Origin of the sequence: Gillisia sp. Hel1_33_143 (assembly GCF_900104765.1) — a bacterium.
Taxonomy (GTDB): Bacteria; Bacteroidota; Bacteroidia; order Flavobacteriales; family Flavobacteriaceae; genus Gillisia.
Window position 1 is genome coordinate 1381964 of the sequence record NZ_LT629737.1, and the last position, 18535, is coordinate 1400498.

An 18535-nucleotide genomic window follows, 5' to 3' on the forward strand; every position below is an offset into this window, starting at 1 on the left:
TCACTATAAAATTTAGAGATCTAAACTTTTATTTCTTAAAAAAAATGTAACGAAAAAGTTCTGCCGGCGTCTTATCTTTAATCGATGCAAAACACCTGATTTTACTATGCTGATTTATCTAAGGGTCTTAAAGGAAAGTTTTTATTTTGCTATTAATGCATTACGAAACAATAAGTTGCGAACCTTTCTATCGCTACTAGGCGTTACTATTGGGATTTTCTCGATTATTGCGGTTCTCGCTGCGGTAGATTCTTTAGAGCGAAATATCAAAGGAAGTTTGAGTTCTTTGGATAATAGCACCATTATTTTAATGCGATTCTCTTTTGGTCCTACAGATATTCCTCGTTGGAAAACTCAGCAATTTCCAGATGTTACTTATGATGAATATCAATATTTGAAACGAAGCATGCCAGATATGAAAGCGGCAAGTTTTGTAATGAATGTGCCAAGAGAAACTTTAAAATATGGAGATAATACTGTTACCTCTGTAGATCTTGGTGCTATAACTAGCGAGTATTATGAGATTGAATCCTTACAACTTGCAGAAGGTAGATTTTTTAACGAATCTGAATCTGTAAGTGGTTCTCCGGTAATTGTATTAGGAGATGAAATAGCTACCAATCTTTTTGGAGATCTAGATCCTTTAGGAAAGGAAATTAGGCTTTATGGTAGGAAGTTCTCTGTAATTGGCGTTCTTAAAAAAGAAGGAACCAGTCTTTTTGGAAATTCTAAAGATGGGCAGGTGTTTCTTCCAGTAAATATTACCAGAAGAATTTATGGCGATAATAACAAATCTACATTTCCACAGATCATCATCAAACCTGGTGAAGATGCAGATAGTGCAGAGTTTATGGCCATTCTTACTCAGAAACTTCGAACGTATCGCGGCTTAAAACCAGATGAAATCAGCAATTTCTTTGTAAATCAGTTAAAAGGGCTTACAGATTTTATAGATAACATCACTGGGCAGATGAATTTTATTGGCTTAATTATTAGTGGCTTCTCTTTATTAGTGGGAGGTTTTGGAATAGCCAATATTATGTTTGTTAGTGTAAAAGAAAGAACTAATCTTATAGGGATCCAAAAATCTCTAGGAGCAAAAAATAGATTCATCTTATCTCAATTTTTATTTGAAGCCGTGATATTGGCAGTTATTGGAGGTCTTATCGGCCTTTTCCTAGTATGGATAATTTCTATAGTTGCCTCGCAATTCACCGGAGAGTTTGAATTTGTACTTTCTCCTTGGAATATGTTCTTGGGGACCATCGTATCTGCTGTTATCGGACTGGTTTCAGGAATTATACCTGCTATCTCAGCATCTAAATTAGATCCGGTAGAAGCCATTAGAACAGGAATGTAGCATTTTGATATTTTGATATGAAGAGATTATTTGTACTGGTTAGTTTTTTATTGATCGGATTTTCTACAATTGCACAAGAACTAAATACAGCTAAATTAGACAGCCTCTTTTCTTTGATCTCGTTAAAAGATAAAGCGATGGGTAGTTTTTCTATATTTCAAGATGGAGAAGAAATTTATAAGCACTCCATAGGTTTTGAAGATATCTCCAAGAATGAACCCGCATCTCACTTAACTAGATATAGAATTGGCTCGGTAAGTAAAACATTTACAGCTGTCCTGTTTCTAAAACTAGTAGAAGAAGGAAAAGTAGGTTTAGAGACTACACTAGATAATTTTTATCCTGAGATTCCAAATGCACAAAATATTACTATGGAATTCTTATTGGATCATCATAGTGGGTTATTTAATTATACCAGTCAGGATTCTTATATAAAATTAATGGAGTCTCCAAGATCTAAAGAAGAAATGCTGCAGCTATTTATAAAGAATGGTACCATCTTTAGTCCTGGAAGTAGGTTTCAATATTCTAATACCAACTATGCTTTATTAACTTTTATTATAGAAGATCTAGAAAAGCAAAATTTTGCAACTGTCTTAAAGGAAAGAATAACAAAGCCTTTGGGTTTAAAAAACACCTATTTTGGAGGGAAAATAATCTCTGCAAATAATGAAGCTTTTTCCTATAAAAAGAGAAGAGCGTGGATGCTTGAAACAGAAACTGATATGAGCAATGCGTTAGGTGCAGGAGGACTAGTTTCTACACCTACAGAAATTAATACTTTTTTTACAGCTTTGTTCAATAACAAAGTATTGAAGGCTGAAACTCTAGAACAAATGATAGCTTTAAAAGATAGATACGGCCTCGGAATCTCAAGAATCCGTTTAGAGGATAAAGAAGGATTTGGACATAGTGGAGGGATTGATGGTTTTTCTGCTATAGGATATTATTTTCCGGAAGAAAAGCTTGCGTATTCATTTGTTTTGAATGGCTTGGATATGAATTCAAGTGAATTGATAAAAGGGCCTCTGAGTATATATTTCCACAAAGATTATTCACTACCAGTATTTGAAATGGAATATAGAACAGATCTCAGTGATCTTCAATCTTATGAAGGCACTTATGCTTCTCCAATGTTACCAATAAAATTAGATGTTTTTATAGAAGACGGCTCTTTACTCGTGCAAGGAACAAACCAACCCGCATTCATATTATATGCGGTAGATAAAGACAAGTTTAAGAATGACTTATTGAAACTGAAAATAGAATTTAAGCCTTCAGAAAGTAAATTAATACTTTCTCAAGGCGGAGGTATTTTTGAGCTTACTAAAGAAAAGGAAGTTATTGCTACAGAATAATAAGTTTATTAATTGTTAGTTAGAAGAAAAAGTTGCTAGAGAATATCGGCAACTTTTTCATTTACAAACTCTAAGAAGGCTTCGTCTTCAGCTGTAAACGGGTCTGGAGTATCAGAGTCTATATCTATTTGCCCAATATTCTCTCCATTCAAGAAAAGAGGTACTACTATTTCAGCTTTTACATGAATGCTGCAAGCAATGTAGTTGTCTTGAGCCTTTACATCTGGCACCACAAAATTCTGGTTAGAAACTGCTACTTGCCCGCAAATACCTTTTCCAAATGGAATGATGGTATGATCTGTAGGTTCTCCGGCATAAGAGCTTAATTTTAATTCTTCTTTATCGCCATTTCTAAAATAAAAGCCTACCCATGTGTAATAAGAAACGTTCTCTTTTAGGAGCTCACAGACTTGAGTTAATCTGTCTTCTACACTATTTACATCGTTATCTAAGATGCTTTCTACTTTTGGTCTTAATTCCTGTAATGACATAGCTACTATTTTTGTGCAAAAGTATTTAAAAATTATTCAGAGAGGCTTTTCAAAATGTATAAATTTGTTAAAATCAGATCCTTAATTTGCTCCAGTTATTCAAAAAATACAAATCGGTTTTAAGGTTTATCGTGATCTACCTAGGTAGCTACACAGTACTCTCTATGTTATACCATTTGTATCTGGTTTACTTTAAATCAGATTATTACTATCCAGACCCTGTTACGCATTATGTTGCTAGGCTAAGTGAGCGGCTTATTAACATTTTTGGATATGATGCCATGATTACACCGCATCAAAAAGAGCTTTCTATGAAGCTTATTGTAAACGAGGTGTATCTGGCTAGAATTGTAGAAGGTTGCAATGCTGTAAGTGTTATGATCTTATTTACTTCTTTCATTCTAGCTTTCTTCGGAAGGTGGAAGATTACCCTACTATATATCGTTTTTGGTTGTTTATGTATCTCTGTCATGAATATTGCAAGAATTGCGGTGTTAGCAGCAGGATTATATGAGTTTCCAGAAAATTCGGATTTCTTACACAGTGTAATTTTTCCGTTAATTATTTATGGGACCGTTTTTATTCTTTGGGTATTATGGGCCAGATTATTCTCTAAATATCAGAATTTATGAAAATGAGATATCGATTTATAGGAATAAGCTTGTTGACAGGATTGTTGGTGCTTATAAAATTTTATGAAGAATCTCTTTTTTATGATCCTTTAATAGATTTCTACGAGTTAGCATACCTTCATAATGGAGAACCGCAATTTGAACTTCCACGCTTACTTATTAATTTGAGTATGAGATTTTGGTTGAATACCCTTATTTCTTTAGGGATTCTTTATGTCGCATTTTTTGAAAAGAGCATCGTGAAGTTTTCACTATTCTTATTTCTGATATTATTTATTTTAGGCATAGGTGCATTTATATATGAGCTTCTAAATTTCCATAATGGGAATTACATGGGGCTTTTCTATGTGCGTAGATTCTTGATCCATCCAATTTTCCTTTTAATTTTACTTCCGGCTTTCTATTATCAGCGACTTAAAAGCAGAAGAAAGAAGAAAAGAATATCTTCAATTATGAATGCCTGAAGACTAAAGAATCATTTAGAAAATTTGGATTGAGTTGATTATAGAAAATAATCCTTATTTTTGTAATTAATGAAAAACGCAGTAAGCAATATTATTTCTTTAGTAATGGCCTTTTTGGTGCTGTTCTCTACCTTCTCTTTTACGGTAGATCAGCATTATTGTGGCGATTTCTTAGTAGATACTGCAGTTTTCTCTCGTGCCGAATCTTGCGGAATGGAGATGAAATCTTCTTCTAACCACGACGCAGATCTTTTAGCAGCAGATTGCTGCCATAATAACAAAGTAGAAGTTGCCGGTCAAAACGAATTGAAGATCTCTTTTGATTCTTTAGAGTTCGGTCAACAAATATTCCTTTCTACATTTACCTATTCTTACCTTACCTTATTTGAAGGATTGCCAAGTGAGGTAACTCCTTTTAAAGATTACTCCCCGCCCTTGCTGGTGGCCGACATCCAAATTTTGGATCAGGTATTCCTTATTTGATCAAATAATTTTCTAGTTATGAGATGCTTCTGTCATAGTAGCAGCTCTTAAAGTATTTGTGCGCTTAAATATTTCGGTTTAAGCTGAAGTCAAATATATTTTTCTGAAAATTATTTATTCTGAATTTATGTTCAATAAACTTATTAAGTATTTTCTCTATAACAGGTTGGTAACGGTATTGTTGCTAATCTTTGTGATTGGTTGGGGTTTAGTAACAACTCCTTTCAATTGGAATACAGGTTTTCTTCCTAAAGATCCTGTGCCTGTAGATGCTATTCCAGATATTGGAGAGAACCAACAAATTGTATTTACAGAATGGCCTGGGCGTTCTCCTCAAGATATTGAAGACCAGATCACCTATCCGCTAACCACTACTTTATTAGGGATCTCCGGAGTAAAATCTATTAGAAGTACCTCGATGTTCGGGTTTTCCAGCATTTATATCATTTTTAATGAAGATGTAGAATTTTACTGGTCTCGTTCTCGAGTTCTAGAAAAGTTAAATTCGCTTCAACAAGGTTTGTTACCGCCCTCTGTTTCTCCAACTTTAGGGCCCGATGCTACGGCCTTAGGCCAAGTATATTGGTATACTCTGGAAGGTAGAGATCCAGAAGGAAAGGTTACCGGAGGTTGGGATCTTCACGAACTGAGAAAGGTGCAGGATTATTACGTGAAATTAGGACTTAGTTCTGCTCAGGGAGTTTCAGAAGTGGCTTCGGTAGGAGGTTATGTTCAGGAATATCAAATAGATGTAAATCCAGATGCCTTAAAAGCTTACAATATTGGATTAGATCAGGTAATGATGGCAGTAAAGAATTCCAATAGGGATATTGGAGCCAAAACGCTTGAGATCAATAAAGTTGAGTATTTAGTACGCGGATTAGGATATATAAAATCTGTTGAAGATATAGAGAATACCGTAGTTTCTCAGGTAGAGAATAAACCAATTCTTATAAGAGATCTAGGTGTGGTTCATCTTGGCCCGGAACAGAGACGTGGAGTTTTAGATAAAGGTGGAGCAGAAGTAGTTGGAGGAGTCGTGGTGGCGCGTTATGGTTCTAATCCGCTTCAGGTTATCAAGAATACTAAGGAAAAAATTAAAGAAATCTCTGCAGGTTTGCCTCAAAAAACTTTGGCAGATGGAACTATAAGTAAACTTACCATTGTTCCATTCTACGATAGAACAGAACTTATAAATGAAACTGTTGGAACATTAGAAAAAGCGCTTTCACATGAAATTCTAATCAGTATAATCGTGATCATTGTTTTGGTTTTAAATCTTCGCGCCTCTATTTTAATTTCGAGTTTATTGCCGGTTGCGGTGCTCATCACATTTATCGCCATGCGATATTTTGGTGTAGACGCCAACGTAGTAGCGCTTTCAGGAATTGCTATTGCTATAGGGGTTATGGTAGATGTGGGAATCGTATTCGTAGAGAATACTATCAGGTATTTGGAGATGCCGGAAAATAAAGATGCTAAAGGAGAAAGATTATTAAAGCTCATCAAAAAAGCAACTATTGAAGTTGCTCCTGCAGTCACAACAGCATTAGCTACAACTATAGTAAGTTTTATTCCGGTTTTCTTTATGGAGCATGCCGAAGGGAAACTTTTTAGACCTCTGGCTTTCACTAAAACATTTGCCTTAGGAGCCGCATTTCTTATCGGGATTTTTGTCTTGCCAATGCTCTCTTATTTTGTTTTCAATTTACGAATTCATAGAGATAAGGTCGCGAGAATATGGAATATTGCATTGATTGTTATCGGTCTTTTCTTAGCGATATACTTCAGTTTCTGGTTGCCATTAGCTTTAGTAGTAATTGGAATTATAAAACTTGTAGAATATAAAAACCCTCAATTTTTAGGTAGGTATTCCAACCTGATCACTATCATCATAATTCTTGCAGTTACTCTTTTCTTTTTAACTCAGGAATGGATGCCATTAGGTTTTCAGAACTCACAATTTGAGAATTATCTGTTTGTAATTGTTTTACTGGCTTTTACACTTACAGTGTTAATGGGAATTGTAAAATTCTATCAATCTATTTTGAATTGGTGTTTGCTGAATAAAGGCAAGTTTCTATTGGTTCCAATACTTACAATTTTCTTCGGAATACTGATATGGTTAGGCTTTCCGAAGATATTTGGATTTGGTGCCGACTGATTTAATAAAATAGGCTGGAATGTAAGAACTACTTCAGTTTGGACCGGAATGAGCAACACTTTTCCCGGAGTTGGGAAAGAATTTATGCCATCTCTAAATGAAGGTAGTTTTTTATTAATGCCCACAGCCATGCCACATGCAGGGATAGAAGCTTCAAAAAACACCTTACAAAGATTAGATATAGCGGTTGCAGATATTCCTGAAATTGAAATGGCAGTAGGAAAAATGGGGCGAATTGAAAGTGCCTTAGATCCTGCGCCTATCTCTATGTTCGAGAACATCATCAACTACAAACCGGAATATATACTATCTGAAGATGGAGAGATGATGAAGTTTAAAGTTGATGATAAAGACAGATTTATCACCAAAACAAAAGATTCATTATCTAATGAAGCTGCAATTTCAGCAAGAATTAGCAAGCAGGATTTAATAGAAGATGAGGATGGGGAATATTTTAGAAACTGGAGAGTGCAGATACAATCGCCAGACGATATTTGGGATGAAATTGTAAAACGCACCAATCTTCCGGGAGTTACCTCAGCACCAAAATTACAGCCTATAGAAACAAGGTTGGTAATGTTGCAAACTGGAATGCGAGCACCCATGGGAATTAAAGTTTATGGGCCGGACCTTCAAACCATACAGGAATTTGGATTTAAGTTGGAAGCGCTTTTAAAAGAAGTTCCTTCGGTTAAGAAAGAAGCTGTTTTTGCCGATAGAATTGTAGGGAAACCTTATTTGGAAATCAAAATTGATAGAAATGCAATTGCCCGATATGGTTTGAGTATAGAAGATGTTCAGCAAACTTTGGAAACGGCTGTCGGTGGTATGGAAATTACCAGCACTGTAGAAGGGAGGGAGCGTTTTCCTGTAAGAGTTAGATATCCAAGAGAACTTAGAGATGATCCTGAAAGTATCAAGAAAATATTGGTGCCAACGAGAACAGGAGCTCAAATTCCGTTAGGGGAACTGGCAGATCTTAATTATACCAGAGGTCCGCAAATGATTAAGAGTGAAGACACCTTTTTGGTAGGTTATGTGCTGTTCGATAAAAAAGATGATTTTGCTGAGGTGAATGTCGTTAACGATGCTCAAGCGCTTATTCAGCAGAAAATAGATTCTGGAGAGCTTGTGGTTCCAGCAGGAGTGAGTTATAAATTCTCTGGAAATTATGAAAATCAGGTGCGTGCGGTGAAGAGATTGGCGATAGTTATCCCTATAAGTTTGGTTATAATTTTCTTGTTGTTATACTTTCAGTTTAAAACCGTAATCGCTTCTACCATACATTTTTCCGGAGTATTTGTGGCCTTTGCAGGTGGATTTATCATGATCTGGCTTTATGGGCAAACGTGGTTTATGGACTTTGCCATTTCAGGAATGAATATGCGAGATCTTTTCCAAATGCATACCATCAACTTAAGTGTTGCAGTATGGGTTGGATTTATTGCGCTTTTCGGAATTGCAACAGACGATGGAGTGCTGATGGGAACTTATATACATCAGGTTTTTGAGCGTAAAAATCCGAAAACAGTAAAAGAAGTAAGAGAGGCAGTAATGGAAGCCGGATTAAAGAGGGTTCGCCCCGCAATGATGACTACAGCGGTGACGATCATCGCCTTATTTCCTGTGCTAACTTCTACAGGAAAAGGAGCAGATATAATGGTGCCAATGGCAATTCCAATTGTTGGAGGAATGATCATACAGATCATGACCATTTTTGTAGTTCCGGTATTACAAGCTTACTGGAGAGAATCTGTAGTTAAAAAGGAAGAACAACAAAATCTATCAACTAATAATGAACTTTAAGAAGATGGAAAGTAAAATTAAATATAGAGTGATTTTTCTACTATTCTTGTTTTTAGGATTGGTTGAGAATGATTTGAAGGCTCAAACCTTAGAGCAATACCTGCAAATAGCTGCAGAAAAAAATCCAAAGGTAAAAGCATCCTACGCCCAATTTGAAGCAGCAATGCAACAAGCGCCTCAAGTGGCAAGTCTACCAGATCCAACCTTAACTATGAGCGCTTTTGGTAAAATGATCGAGACCCGAGTTGGTGCTCAGGAAGCTAAGTTTTCTTTGATGCAAATGTTTCCTTGGTTTGGAACTTTAGACGCTAAAAGAGATGCAGCGAATTTAATGGCGGAAGCTAAATTTCAGCAATACTTAGATGTAAGAAATCAGGTGTTTTTTGAAGTAAAATCGGTGTATGCAGAGATCTACGCCATTCAAAAGACCATTCAGCTAAAACAGGAGAATTTAGAAATATTAGATTCTTATAGAGAGTTGTCTTTAAGTCGATTTAAAAGTGGAAATGCTCCTATGTCTAACATCGTAAAAGTTGATATTAAAAGGGAAGGAGCTATAACGGAGATCGAGTTGCTACAGGAACTTATTGAACCTATGCAAACCAAATTGAATTTGTTGTTATCTCAAAATTCTGAAACTCCTATTGAAACTGAAGACACTTTAAGATTTGAGATTCCGGAACCTCTAGAACTAAAAGAAGAGCTTTTTGATGCTAATCCAATGCTTGTTGTCTTAGATAAACAAGAAGAAGCTTTTAAGATGCAAGAAGTGGTTGCAGGAAAAAATGCGCTACCTATGATTGGTCTAGGAGTAGATTACTCGATTATTTCTAAAAGAACTGATGCCAATCCTGAGATGAACGGGCAAGATGCTATTATGCCAATGCTTTCTATAAGTCTTCCAATTTTTCAGAAGAAATATAGGGCGGCGAAGAAGGAAGCAGCAATTATGAGCGAAAGTGTCGTGCATCAAAAGGAAGCTCAAAAAAATGAGTTGCAAACTATGTATGAGATGACATTATATGAAGTGAAAAAGGCTAAAAAACTCATTTCGCTTTATGATCGTCAGTTGAAAAGTTCAGATCAGGCGAATAAATTACTGATCTCCGGTTTTAGCAATGCAATTGCAGATTTTGAAGAAGTGTTGCAAATGAATCAAGATATATTAGGCTTAGAAACTCAGCAAGTAGAGGCTTTAAAAGATGGTTTTATAGCCAGCGCAAAATTAGATTATTTACTGGCGAACCAGTCAGATGTAAATATTTCTTCCACTAAATAATAAGAAGAATGGAAACTAAAAAGATAATAGGAATTGTAATTGCCACTTTATTGGTGGGAGCATTGATTGGTTGGTTGATAAAACCAGATTCAGCAGTAAATGAAAATGAACTTTCGCAACATGATCACGAAAATTCTGAAGAAGTTGTTTGGACGTGTTCTATGCATCCTCAAATTAGAAGGAGTGAGCCTGGAGCTTGCCCAATTTGTGGAATGGATCTTATTCCGTTGAATTCTGATGCCGGAAATGAAGGATCTGAAGCCTATCAAATGAGTGAAAATGCAATGAAACTTGCTAATGTTACTACAATGATAGTTGGAAAAGATAATGCCGAAAAAGAAATTAGATTGAACGGGAAGGTGCAGGTGGATGAGAGAAACGCCTATTCTCAATCTACCCATATCCCAGGAAGAATTGAAAGTCTAGCGCTCAATTTTACAGGAGAAAAAGTGAGTAGAGGTCAAACGTTAGCTACTATCTATTCGCCTCAATTAGTAACAGCACAAGAAGAATTATTGCAGGCAGCAAGTATCAAAGAAAGTCAGCCGGAATTGTTTGAAGCTGCTAAAGAAAAGTTGAGAAATTGGAAAATAGGAAATTCTCAAATCGAGCGTATTCTTTCTACTGGAAAAGCGATTCAACGGTTTCCTATAAGTGCAGATGTAAATGGAATTGTAACAGAGAAAAAGGTAGAACTTGGAGATTATGTAGAACGCGGAATGCCTATTTATGAGATTTCAGATCTGTCTAAAGTCTGGGTGCTCTTTGACCTTTATGAAAGTGAATTGAATTGGGTAAAAGAAGGCAGTGAAATTGAATATACGGTGAATTCTCTTCCGGGAGAGACTTTTAAAGGGAAGATCACCTTTATAGATCCGCTTATAAATTCTCAAACCCGAGTTGCTAGCGCAAGAGTTGAGGTAAGTAACAAAGATGGGAAACTAAAGCCTGAAATGTTTGTTTCAGGAACTGTAAAAAATTCTGTTGGTGTAAAAGATTCCGAAGAGATCGTAGTTCCAAAAACTGCGGTGCTATGGACGGGAGAACGATCTGTGGTTTATGTAAAAGAAGAAGATGGATTTACGTTGAGACAGATCACTTTAGGGCCTGCCTTAAGAGATTCTTATATAGTACAAGCTGGACTTGAAACCGGGGAAGAAATTGTGGCTAACGGAACATTTACCGTAGATGCGGCGGTGCAACTTTCTGGAAGACCAAGTATGATGAATCCTTCATTTGGAGAAAAAAAGTCGGGTGCTAAGATAAGTTTGAGCGATGATGAAAAAAAGAAAATAGAAGCATTGCTTTCAGAATATTTAAAACTAAAAGATGCCTTGGTTGCAGATGATCTTCAGCTTTCAAAAAAAGAAATCGCTGCGATAAAAACGAAGGTTGAAGAAATCAATACTATCGGATTAAAAGGAGAAGCAGAGAAGGTTTGGAAAATGGTCAATATTCAACTTATCAATAGAACAAAAGAACTTTCAGAAGCAAAAGATCTGAAAGAGATACGAGGCGGGTTTGATGAACTTTCTTCAGAGGTGATCATGCTGGTAAGTAAATTACAAGTGTCAACTCCACTTTTTGTATTGCATTGCCCCATGGCCGATAATAATAGAGGTGCAGACTGGATTAGTCTTTCTAGCGAAGTTCTTAATCCTTATTATGGCAACGCTATGCTTGGATGTGGTGAAGTGACTAAAACTATAGGAACTCTTGAATAATGCAGTTATAATCTTAACCATTGATTAAAATGATAAAAAATTACTTTATAAAAAACATGGTTTGCGATAGGTGCATCAAGGTGGTGAGGGATGAACTTATAAACGAGGGAATAGCCGTGAAAGAAGTGCTTTTAGGAAGCGTATCTGTGGAGACAGAAGATGAGGTGGCAACTCAAGTTATTATGGAGAAGGTGCTTTCAGAAAACGGATTTATGCTCATCACAAACCCCGAATTTATTTTAGTTGAAAAAGTGAAATTGGAATTGATAAAATTGTTGGAAGATCTTCCGCTTAATCTAGACGGGAAATTATCAGAATTGTTGGCATCAAAACTAAATTCAGATTACTCCAAAATAAGCAAGATGTTCTCTGTTACAGAAAAACTTACTATCGAGAAATATTTTATCAAGTTGAAAATTGAAAAAGCAAAAGAATTGATTCAGGCCAAAGAATTAAATTTTACAGAGATAAGTCAGCACCTTGATTACAGCAACATGAACTATTTATCTCGTCAGTTTAAAAATGAAACGGGATTGAGTATGAGTGCATATAAAGATTTGAATAAAAATTTTAGGATTTCTTTAGACCAAATCCTATAAATATTATCTGTAATAGTAACAATATAAGGTCGTAACTTCCTATAATTTAGCAATTCAACCAAAAATCAATCACAATGAAAACTACTTTTTTAAAGTTCACCATGATCATCTTAGCCGTGGTTTCTTTTATTTCCTGTAAAGATGTAAAGGAAAATCAAACGGTAGAGATCAATACACCAGAAGAGGTGAAGCAGAATGAAAAGAATCTACCAGATGTTGCAGATCAGGCCTTTTTAGATGGAATGACCAGCAAGGTATGGCAGAATTATCTAGAGATAAAAATGGCTTTGGCTAATGATGATGCAGGAACTGTAAAAGATGTTGCCAGAGAAATGGCTAAATCTTTTTCAGCAGAAAGAGTAGCTATGAAAGAGATCGCTCAGAAAATGGCGGATACGGATGATGTTGAAGTGCAACGCAATCTTTTCGCTCAATTTACAGAAAAAGCAGGGCCTATGTTTGAAGATGCGCTTTCTGCAGGTACCATCTACCAAAAGTTTTGTCCTATGGCTTTTAATAACCAAGGAGCATATTGGTATGCCGCTGTAGAGGAAGTATCCAATCCATATTTTGGTGAAAAAATGCCAAACTGTGGAGCTGTGAGCAAGACCATTAAAAAATAATAAAACCTCAACCAACCAAAAAATCAAAAAAATATGGAATCATCAGAAAATAATCAACATAACATGAAGGGTAACAATTATGCCAAGTTCTTTATGATGCTTGGGTTGTCATTTGTTGCAATGTATATCACTATGTACTTAAATACGTATGAGTTTGATCATGTATATTTTAGCTTAACTCGTTTCTATATGAGTTGTTTAGGAATAGCAGCCATGGCTGTTATAATGCTATCTTTTATGCTGAATATGTATAAGAATAAGAAGAAAAATATTGCCATTTACATAGGTAGTTTGGTACTTTTTCTTGGAGCTTTAGGCTTAGTGAGAGCGCAAAGTCCTATAATTGGAGATGTGCTTTGGATGAAAGCGATGATCCCTCACCACTCTATTGCAATTCTTACCAGTAAAAGAGCAGATATTAAAGATCCTGAGGTGAAAAAGCTGGCAGAAGGAATTATAGAAGCTCAAGAAAAAGAGATCGCACAGATGAAAAAAATGCTTTATAGATTGGAGCACGAGAATAAATAATATTTGATTCATCCTATAGCTAATAAGTATACCGAAAAACGGGTCAGTTTTAAAGATCGATTTAAAAATAAAAAAATGTTTAATAACTATTATTTACTGACCTTATTATTGATGTCCAGTTTATCTGGATTTGCTCAAAGAGAACAGTCTGTAGAAGGAAATGTAGATGATCTTCCGGTTCATGAATACAAACTTGTACTTAAAGAAGAAATGGTTAATAAAGCCGGTAAAGAGGTAATGGGAATGACTGTAAATGGGAGTATTCCCGGTCCTAGCTTAAACTTTCAGGAAGGGGAATATGCTGTTATTTTGGTTACGAACAATATGAGTGTAGAAACTTCTGTTCACTGGCATGGAATGCTCTTACCTAACTTCTATGACGGGGTGCCTTATGTAAGTACTCCTCCAATTAAGCCTGGAGAAACTATGCGTTATGAATTTGCTATCAAACAATCTGGTACTTATTGGTATCATTCCCATACGATGTTGCAAGAGCAAAGCGGGGTTTATGGTTCAATAGTTATTCAGCCCAAGGAAGAAACACTTAAGTATGATAAAGATTTGGTGTTATTGTTGTCAGATTGGACCAATGAAAAACCTAAAGATGTACAACGAACTTTAAAACGTGGAAGCGAATGGTACAGTATTAAAAAAGGTACTGCTACTCCTTTAAATAAAGTTATTGAAAGAGGTGCTTTAGGAGCTCAACTCAATTTTTGGAAACAGCGAATGGAAGGGGCAGATATTGCAGATATTTATTATCCCGCATTTCTAATAAATGGTAAACAGGAAGTGGATTATCCAGACTTGGAACCCGGAGATAGAGTACGATTAAGAATTATAGACGGAGCCGCATCTACTTCTTTTTGGATGACCTTTGGAGGAGAAACTCCTACGTTGGTTTCGGCAGATGGAAAAGATGTAGTGCCGGTTGAGAAAAATAAAACCTTTATTGGAGTTGCAGAAACTTATGATTTTATAGTGACTATTCCTGAAGATGGAAAATTAGAATTCAGGATCATGGCACAAGATGGTTCTGGAACTGCATCTGCCTTTTTAGGAAAAGGGAAAGTTTTAGAAGCTGAAAAAATAGCGCGACCAGATAAGATTGCTATGATGCAGAAAATGGCCAAAATGGATATGACCATGGGCGCTCCTGCACTTAAATTCAGACCCGGAAAAGATGAACGTTTTGAAATGAAGCAACAATATGGAATGCATATGGATGCTTCAACTATGAAAATGGACATGGACCATGATGCCATGAAGATGGATCATTCCGGAATGGAAATGAAGAAAGATACCATGAAAATGGACCACTCCAAGATGGATCATTCAGCCAAGAAAATGGATATGAAGAAAGATACCATGAAAATGGGAAATTCTAAAATGGATCAATCAGCCATGAAAATGGATTCTAAGAAAGGTATGGATATGCCGGGAATAGATATGTTTTCAGAATATAATTACGACTACTTAAAAAGTCCGGAGAAAACAACATATTCTAAAGATCTTCCGGTTAATGATATCTTATTGAACTTAACAGGAAACATGCAGCGCTATGTTTGGAGTTTAAATGGAGTTCCGTTAGCAGAAGCTGACAAGATCAAGATAAAGCAAGGAGAAGTGACTAGAATCACTTTTAATAATCTTACCATGATGCATCACCCAATGCACCTTCATGGTCACTTTTTTAGAGTTATCAATAAGAATGGAGAATATTCGCCTTTAAAGCACACGGTGAATGTTCCTCCAATGCAACAAACTACCATAGAATTTTATGGGAATGAGTATGGAGATTGGTTCTTTCACTGTCATATTTTATATCATATGATGGGTGGAATGGCCAGAATTGTGAGTTATGATACTCCTCGAGATCCAAGAATGAAAGGATATCCAGAATCTAATCTAATTGCTGAAACCAATCAATTTTACACTTTGGGTAAGGTAGATGCTGCTTCTCACATGACGAGCTTAAATCTTACCGCTTCCAATATTCGAAATCAGTTTAATTTGAGAGCAGAATATGGATGGAATAAGAATATGGAAGCAGAATTTAGCTATGAATATTATTTATATGATTGGTTGCGAGTTTTTGGAGGGGTGAATTTAGAAAATGAGAACGATAAAAGTTTAGACCAATTAAATACCACTGCCATTGCCGGGATACGATATTTTACGCCATATATGTTTGATCTGGATGTAAGAATAGATAACAAACTGAGACCTCAAATTAGTCTTGGGAGAGAGATCATGATCTTTCCTAGATTATCTGTATTTGGAGAATATGAATATCAGGCAGATTTTGGGTGGGTAGATGATCTTCCCGCAGGTTCAAATTATAAAAAGGAAGAGACATTAACCGTTGGAGCTCAATACTTCTTATCTAAGAACTTTTCTGTTATGGGTAGTTATGATAATAGGTTTGGTGTTGGTGGTGGACTTTCAGTAAGATTTTAATTACTAATTAAAATATCAATATTATGAAAAATGTATTTAGAGTATCAATTGTAGCAATGCTGAGTTTGTTAGCAATTAGCTGCGGAACTACGCAAACAGCTTCTGAAGCTTTGGTAGAAAACGAATTTAGGAATGATGTCTACAAAGAAATAGTAAACGACCAAGCAAAATTCATGGAATTTATGAATGTTGTTCATAATAGCAAGGAGGCAGATTCTTGGTTACTGAAAGACCATATGCAAATGATGAAAAGTGGGAAAGTGATGGAAATCATGAAAGCCAACCCAGAGATGCAGTCAAAAATGAAGAAAATGATGCAGGATAAAATGGAGAGCGACCCGGAAATGCAGATGATGATGATGAATAAAATGAAGGCTAAAATGATGGAAGATCCAACCATGAAAAATACTATGATGCAAAATATGCATGCTGAAATGAAAGCAAATCCGGAAAAGGCTGAAATGATGATGGATAAAATGATCCAATTCTTACACGAAAACCCGGCTATGATGGATAAAATGAGAGCGAAAATGAGTGCCCATCAAGCGGAAATGGAAAAACAACAAAAAGCGGATAACAAGAACAAACAATAATTAACAAATTAATAATTTAAAAATCTAATTTTGTTGGTAGTTGTTTTCTGAGATGGATTAGCAAAGTTTCTGTTTCAATATCTTTTTGCTGAGAGCCTTTTCTTTGTTAGGATTGATAACCGTTTTAAGTGATTTTGTCCTTTGGATTATATCATCTCCAACCATTAGAAAAGTAATAAAATTAAAGAGATAAGAAGTTTAATTAAAAATAGAAATATTATGAAAAATAGAGTAAGAAATGTAGCGATGTTGATCTTTTTAGGAGGAAGTCTTTTGTTTGCTTCGTGTAAAGACAATAAGAATAATGAAGAAGATACAAATCATGAGATGAATTCTGAAGACCATATGGATCATGGTAATATGATGGACGATGATATGCATGACGCTGCAATGACAAAATCTTCAGCTAAGTTCAATAACGATCAGGTTGCTGCCATATATACTTATTATACCGAAATACAAGCAGCTCTGGCAGCAGATAAACCTCAAGATGCAAAAGACAATGCGAAGCTGATGGTTTCTTCCCTTTCCCAGGTAGAAGCAGCTAATGAAATGCTGGAACCAACCAAAAGAATTGCTAATACAGATGATATTAACCAACAGAGGGAAGCCTTTTCCACCCTTACAACCAAGATGGGTGCTATTTTAGAAGGGGCTTTATCTAGTGGTGAAGTTTACAAATTATACTGCCCAATGGCATTTGAAGGAAAAGGAGACTACTGGTATGCAAATTCTAAGGATATAAGAAATCCATATTTTGGAGCTCAAATGCTAAAATGCGGGAGAGTGGAAGAAACAATAAAATAATGTTGGCTTTTCAATCGAAATTCACATTAATTTATAATATTCTTAATGCTTATTAATTATTGTTATGGTTAACTTTGAGAATAATCAAAACCAATAATTATGAAAAATGATACGTTAATACATGCATTAGGAAACTGTATTAATCATTGTAACTATTGTGCAGATGCATGTTTAGATGAGAAAAATGTGCAAATGATGGTAGATTGTATTAGGACAGATAGGGTTTGTGCCGAAGTATGTTCTACTTTAAACCAGTTACTAGCTACAAATTATAAAGATGTAAACGATCTTATAAAATATTGTATTAAAGTTTGTGAGGATTGTGCAGCTGAATGCGGTAGGCATGAAGCAAAACATTGTAAAGACTGTGCAAAAGCTTGCCAGGAATGTGTAAGCGCTTGTAAAGCTTATTTAGCTTAGATAATTTTATTAATTAGTTGAATGTGATAGAGAACCCGGTAAACCCGGGTTTTTTACATCTTAAGATTGACTTAAGAATGATTATGCACATTTAAAGTCAACCTGTTTTCTGAATTATTCACAATAAATTTAATAAAATTAAAAAAATGAAAATACTAAAAGTAGTAGGGTGGGTTCTTCTAATCGCATTAATAGCGATTCAATTCATACCATCAAACCTAAATCAAGAAGAAGTAGATTATACAACAGATTTTGCTACAGTTTATAATGTTCCAGAAAACGTAAATAGAGTGCTGGAGACATCCTGTTATGATTGTCATAGTAATAATACTAAATATCCGTGGTATAATAGAATTCAACCGGTAGCGATGTATTTATCAGATCATGTAGAGGACGGAAAAAAGCATTTTAATTTTAGCGAATTTTCTTCTTATTCTTTAAAAAGACAGAAAAAGAAACTTGATGAGGTTGCACATGAAGTGGAAGATGGAGAAATGCCTTTAGATTCATATACTTTAGTTCATTGGGATGCAAAACTTTCTGAAGCCGATAAAAAATTGGTAATAGATTGGGCAAATGAATTAAATAGCAGTCTTTAAGATTTAGAAACCATCTATAGATAGAACTTTTGTGAATGTATCAGCTATCAATGCTAAGTATAGTTGCATTGTCATAATCTTAGAGGATAATCAGCTATATAAAAGGAATTAGATGGTCTTAGTTCTTAAGGCTAAATAATGAATA

16 protein-coding genes and 1 pseudogene are annotated in these 18535 nt (G+C 35.4%); 16 read left to right on the forward strand and 1 reads right to left on the reverse strand.

Annotation, left to right across the window (positions count from 1 at the left end):
* Window positions 1-106: 106 nt before the first annotated feature.
* Both BLT84_RS06235 and BLT84_RS06240 read left to right on the forward strand, forming a co-directional pair.
* Window positions 107-1360: an ABC transporter permease gene (locus BLT84_RS06235; RefSeq protein WP_091263637.1), complete on the forward strand. Its 1254-nt coding sequence runs from the start codon at window positions 107-109 to the stop codon at window positions 1358-1360.
* A 17-nt stretch (window positions 1361-1377) separates the two neighbouring features.
* Window positions 1378-2718: a serine hydrolase domain-containing protein gene (locus tag BLT84_RS06240; RefSeq protein WP_091263640.1), complete on the forward strand. Its 1341-nt coding sequence runs from the start codon at window positions 1378-1380 to the stop codon at window positions 2716-2718.
* Window positions 2719-2753: 35 nt separating this feature from the next.
* On the opposite strand, the gene BLT84_RS06245 is transcribed toward BLT84_RS06240, so the two are convergent.
* Entirely contained in the window at window positions 2754-3209 is a 456-nt protein-coding gene (locus tag BLT84_RS06245; protein WP_034886680.1) for a GAF domain-containing protein, read from the reverse strand.
* Between the two features lie 131 nt (window positions 3210-3340).
* Between BLT84_RS06245 and xrtF the strand changes: the two genes are divergently transcribed.
* The 14 genes and pseudogenes from xrtF to BLT84_RS06315 all read left to right on the forward strand — a co-directional run bounded on the left by xrtF (window position 3341) and on the right by BLT84_RS06315 (window position 18390).
* Window positions 3341-3841: an exosortase family protein XrtF gene (xrtF, locus tag BLT84_RS06250; RefSeq protein WP_316930057.1), complete on the forward strand. Its 501-nt coding sequence runs from the start codon at window positions 3341-3343 to the stop codon at window positions 3839-3841.
* Window positions 3838-4305, forward strand: a complete 468-nt coding sequence (locus BLT84_RS06255; RefSeq protein WP_091263642.1) for an exosortase F system-associated membrane protein — start codon at window positions 3838-3840, stop codon at window positions 4303-4305. Before xrtF ends, BLT84_RS06255 begins: the two co-directional genes overlap by 4 nt.
* A gap of 69 nt (window positions 4306-4374) precedes the next feature.
* Window positions 4375-4788, forward strand: coding sequence for an HYC_CC_PP family protein (locus BLT84_RS06260; RefSeq protein WP_091263644.1), 414 nt, complete (start codon window positions 4375-4377; stop codon window positions 4786-4788).
* A gap of 127 nt (window positions 4789-4915) precedes the next feature.
* Window positions 4916-8758 (forward strand): annotated as a pseudogene (locus tag BLT84_RS06265) (efflux RND transporter permease subunit).
* A gap of 4 nt (window positions 8759-8762) precedes the next feature.
* The gene (locus tag BLT84_RS06270; protein WP_157717901.1) at window positions 8763-10037 is read left to right on the forward strand and encodes a TolC family protein; all 1275 of its coding nucleotides are present in this window, start codon (window positions 8763-8765) and stop codon (window positions 10035-10037) included.
* A gap of 8 nt (window positions 10038-10045) precedes the next feature.
* Window positions 10046-11761: an efflux RND transporter periplasmic adaptor subunit gene (locus tag BLT84_RS06275; RefSeq protein ID WP_091263648.1), complete on the forward strand. Its 1716-nt coding sequence runs from the start codon at window positions 10046-10048 to the stop codon at window positions 11759-11761.
* Window positions 11762-11790: 29 nt separating this feature from the next.
* Complete coding sequence (locus BLT84_RS06280) at window positions 11791-12360, forward strand: helix-turn-helix domain-containing protein (protein ID WP_091263650.1); 570 nt, start codon at window positions 11791-11793, stop codon at window positions 12358-12360.
* A 74-nt stretch (window positions 12361-12434) separates the two neighbouring features.
* Window positions 12435-12983 (forward strand): DUF3347 domain-containing protein, encoded by a 549-nt coding sequence (locus tag BLT84_RS06285; protein ID WP_231929509.1) that lies wholly within the window; start codon window positions 12435-12437, stop codon window positions 12981-12983.
* A 33-nt stretch (window positions 12984-13016) separates the two neighbouring features.
* The gene (locus BLT84_RS06290) at window positions 13017-13511 is read left to right on the forward strand and encodes a DUF305 domain-containing protein (RefSeq protein ID WP_091263652.1); all 495 of its coding nucleotides are present in this window, start codon (window positions 13017-13019) and stop codon (window positions 13509-13511) included.
* Between the two features lie 75 nt (window positions 13512-13586).
* On the forward strand, window positions 13587-15971 hold the full coding sequence (locus BLT84_RS06295) for a multicopper oxidase domain-containing protein (protein WP_091263654.1): 2385 nt from the start codon (window positions 13587-13589) through the stop codon (window positions 15969-15971).
* A gap of 23 nt (window positions 15972-15994) precedes the next feature.
* Window positions 15995-16564 (forward strand): hypothetical protein, encoded by a 570-nt coding sequence (locus BLT84_RS06300; RefSeq protein ID WP_091263656.1) that lies wholly within the window; start codon window positions 15995-15997, stop codon window positions 16562-16564.
* A gap of 219 nt (window positions 16565-16783) precedes the next feature.
* On the forward strand, window positions 16784-17371 hold the full coding sequence (locus BLT84_RS06305; RefSeq protein WP_091263659.1) for a DUF3347 domain-containing protein: 588 nt from the start codon (window positions 16784-16786) through the stop codon (window positions 17369-17371).
* Window positions 17372-17470: 99 nt separating this feature from the next.
* Window positions 17471-17791, forward strand: coding sequence for a four-helix bundle copper-binding protein (locus tag BLT84_RS06310; protein ID WP_091263661.1), 321 nt, complete (start codon window positions 17471-17473; stop codon window positions 17789-17791).
* Window positions 17792-17937: 146 nt separating this feature from the next.
* Window positions 17938-18390 carry a heme-binding domain-containing protein gene (locus BLT84_RS06315; protein WP_091263663.1) on the forward strand — a complete coding sequence of 151 codons (453 nt, stop codon included), beginning with the start codon at window positions 17938-17940 and terminating at the stop codon, window positions 18388-18390.
* The last annotated feature ends 145 nt before the right edge of the window (window positions 18391-18535 follow it).

What these genes read in the sequence shown, in the direction of transcription:
- BLT84_RS06305 (WP_091263659.1), top strand. Translation starts at nt 16,784, where the DNA reads ATGAAAAATAGAGTAAGAAATGTAGCGATGTTGATCTTTTTAGGAGGA.
- BLT84_RS06300 (WP_091263656.1), top strand. Translation starts at nt 15,995, where the DNA reads ATGAAAAATGTATTTAGAGTATCAATTGTAGCAATGCTGAGTTTGTTA.
- BLT84_RS06290 (WP_091263652.1), top strand. Translation starts at nt 13,017, where the DNA reads ATGGAATCATCAGAAAATAATCAACATAACATGAAGGGTAACAATTAT.
- BLT84_RS06255 (WP_091263642.1), top strand. Translation starts at nt 3,838, where the DNA reads ATGAAAATGAGATATCGATTTATAGGAATAAGCTTGTTGACAGGATTG.
- BLT84_RS06285 (WP_231929509.1), top strand. Translation starts at nt 12,435, where the DNA reads ATGAAAACTACTTTTTTAAAGTTCACCATGATCATCTTAGCCGTGGTT.
- BLT84_RS06315 (WP_091263663.1), top strand. Translation starts at nt 17,938, where the DNA reads ATGAAAATACTAAAAGTAGTAGGGTGGGTTCTTCTAATCGCATTAATA.
- BLT84_RS06310 (WP_091263661.1), top strand. Translation starts at nt 17,471, where the DNA reads ATGAAAAATGATACGTTAATACATGCATTAGGAAACTGTATTAATCAT.
- BLT84_RS06235 (WP_091263637.1), top strand. Translation starts at nt 107, where the DNA reads ATGCTGATTTATCTAAGGGTCTTAAAGGAAAGTTTTTATTTTGCTATT.
- BLT84_RS06270 (WP_157717901.1), top strand. Translation starts at nt 8,763, where the DNA reads ATGGAAAGTAAAATTAAATATAGAGTGATTTTTCTACTATTCTTGTTT.
- BLT84_RS06280 (WP_091263650.1), top strand. Translation starts at nt 11,791, where the DNA reads ATGATAAAAAATTACTTTATAAAAAACATGGTTTGCGATAGGTGCATC.
- BLT84_RS06275 (WP_091263648.1), top strand. Translation starts at nt 10,046, where the DNA reads ATGGAAACTAAAAAGATAATAGGAATTGTAATTGCCACTTTATTGGTG.
- BLT84_RS06240 (WP_091263640.1), top strand. Translation starts at nt 1,378, where the DNA reads ATGAAGAGATTATTTGTACTGGTTAGTTTTTTATTGATCGGATTTTCT.
- BLT84_RS06295 (WP_091263654.1), top strand. Translation starts at nt 13,587, where the DNA reads ATGTTTAATAACTATTATTTACTGACCTTATTATTGATGTCCAGTTTA.
- BLT84_RS06245 (WP_034886680.1), bottom strand. Translation starts at nt 3,209, where the DNA reads ATGTCATTACAGGAATTAAGACCAAAAGTAGAAAGCATCTTAGATAAC.
- BLT84_RS06260 (WP_091263644.1), top strand. Translation starts at nt 4,375, where the DNA reads ATGAAAAACGCAGTAAGCAATATTATTTCTTTAGTAATGGCCTTTTTG.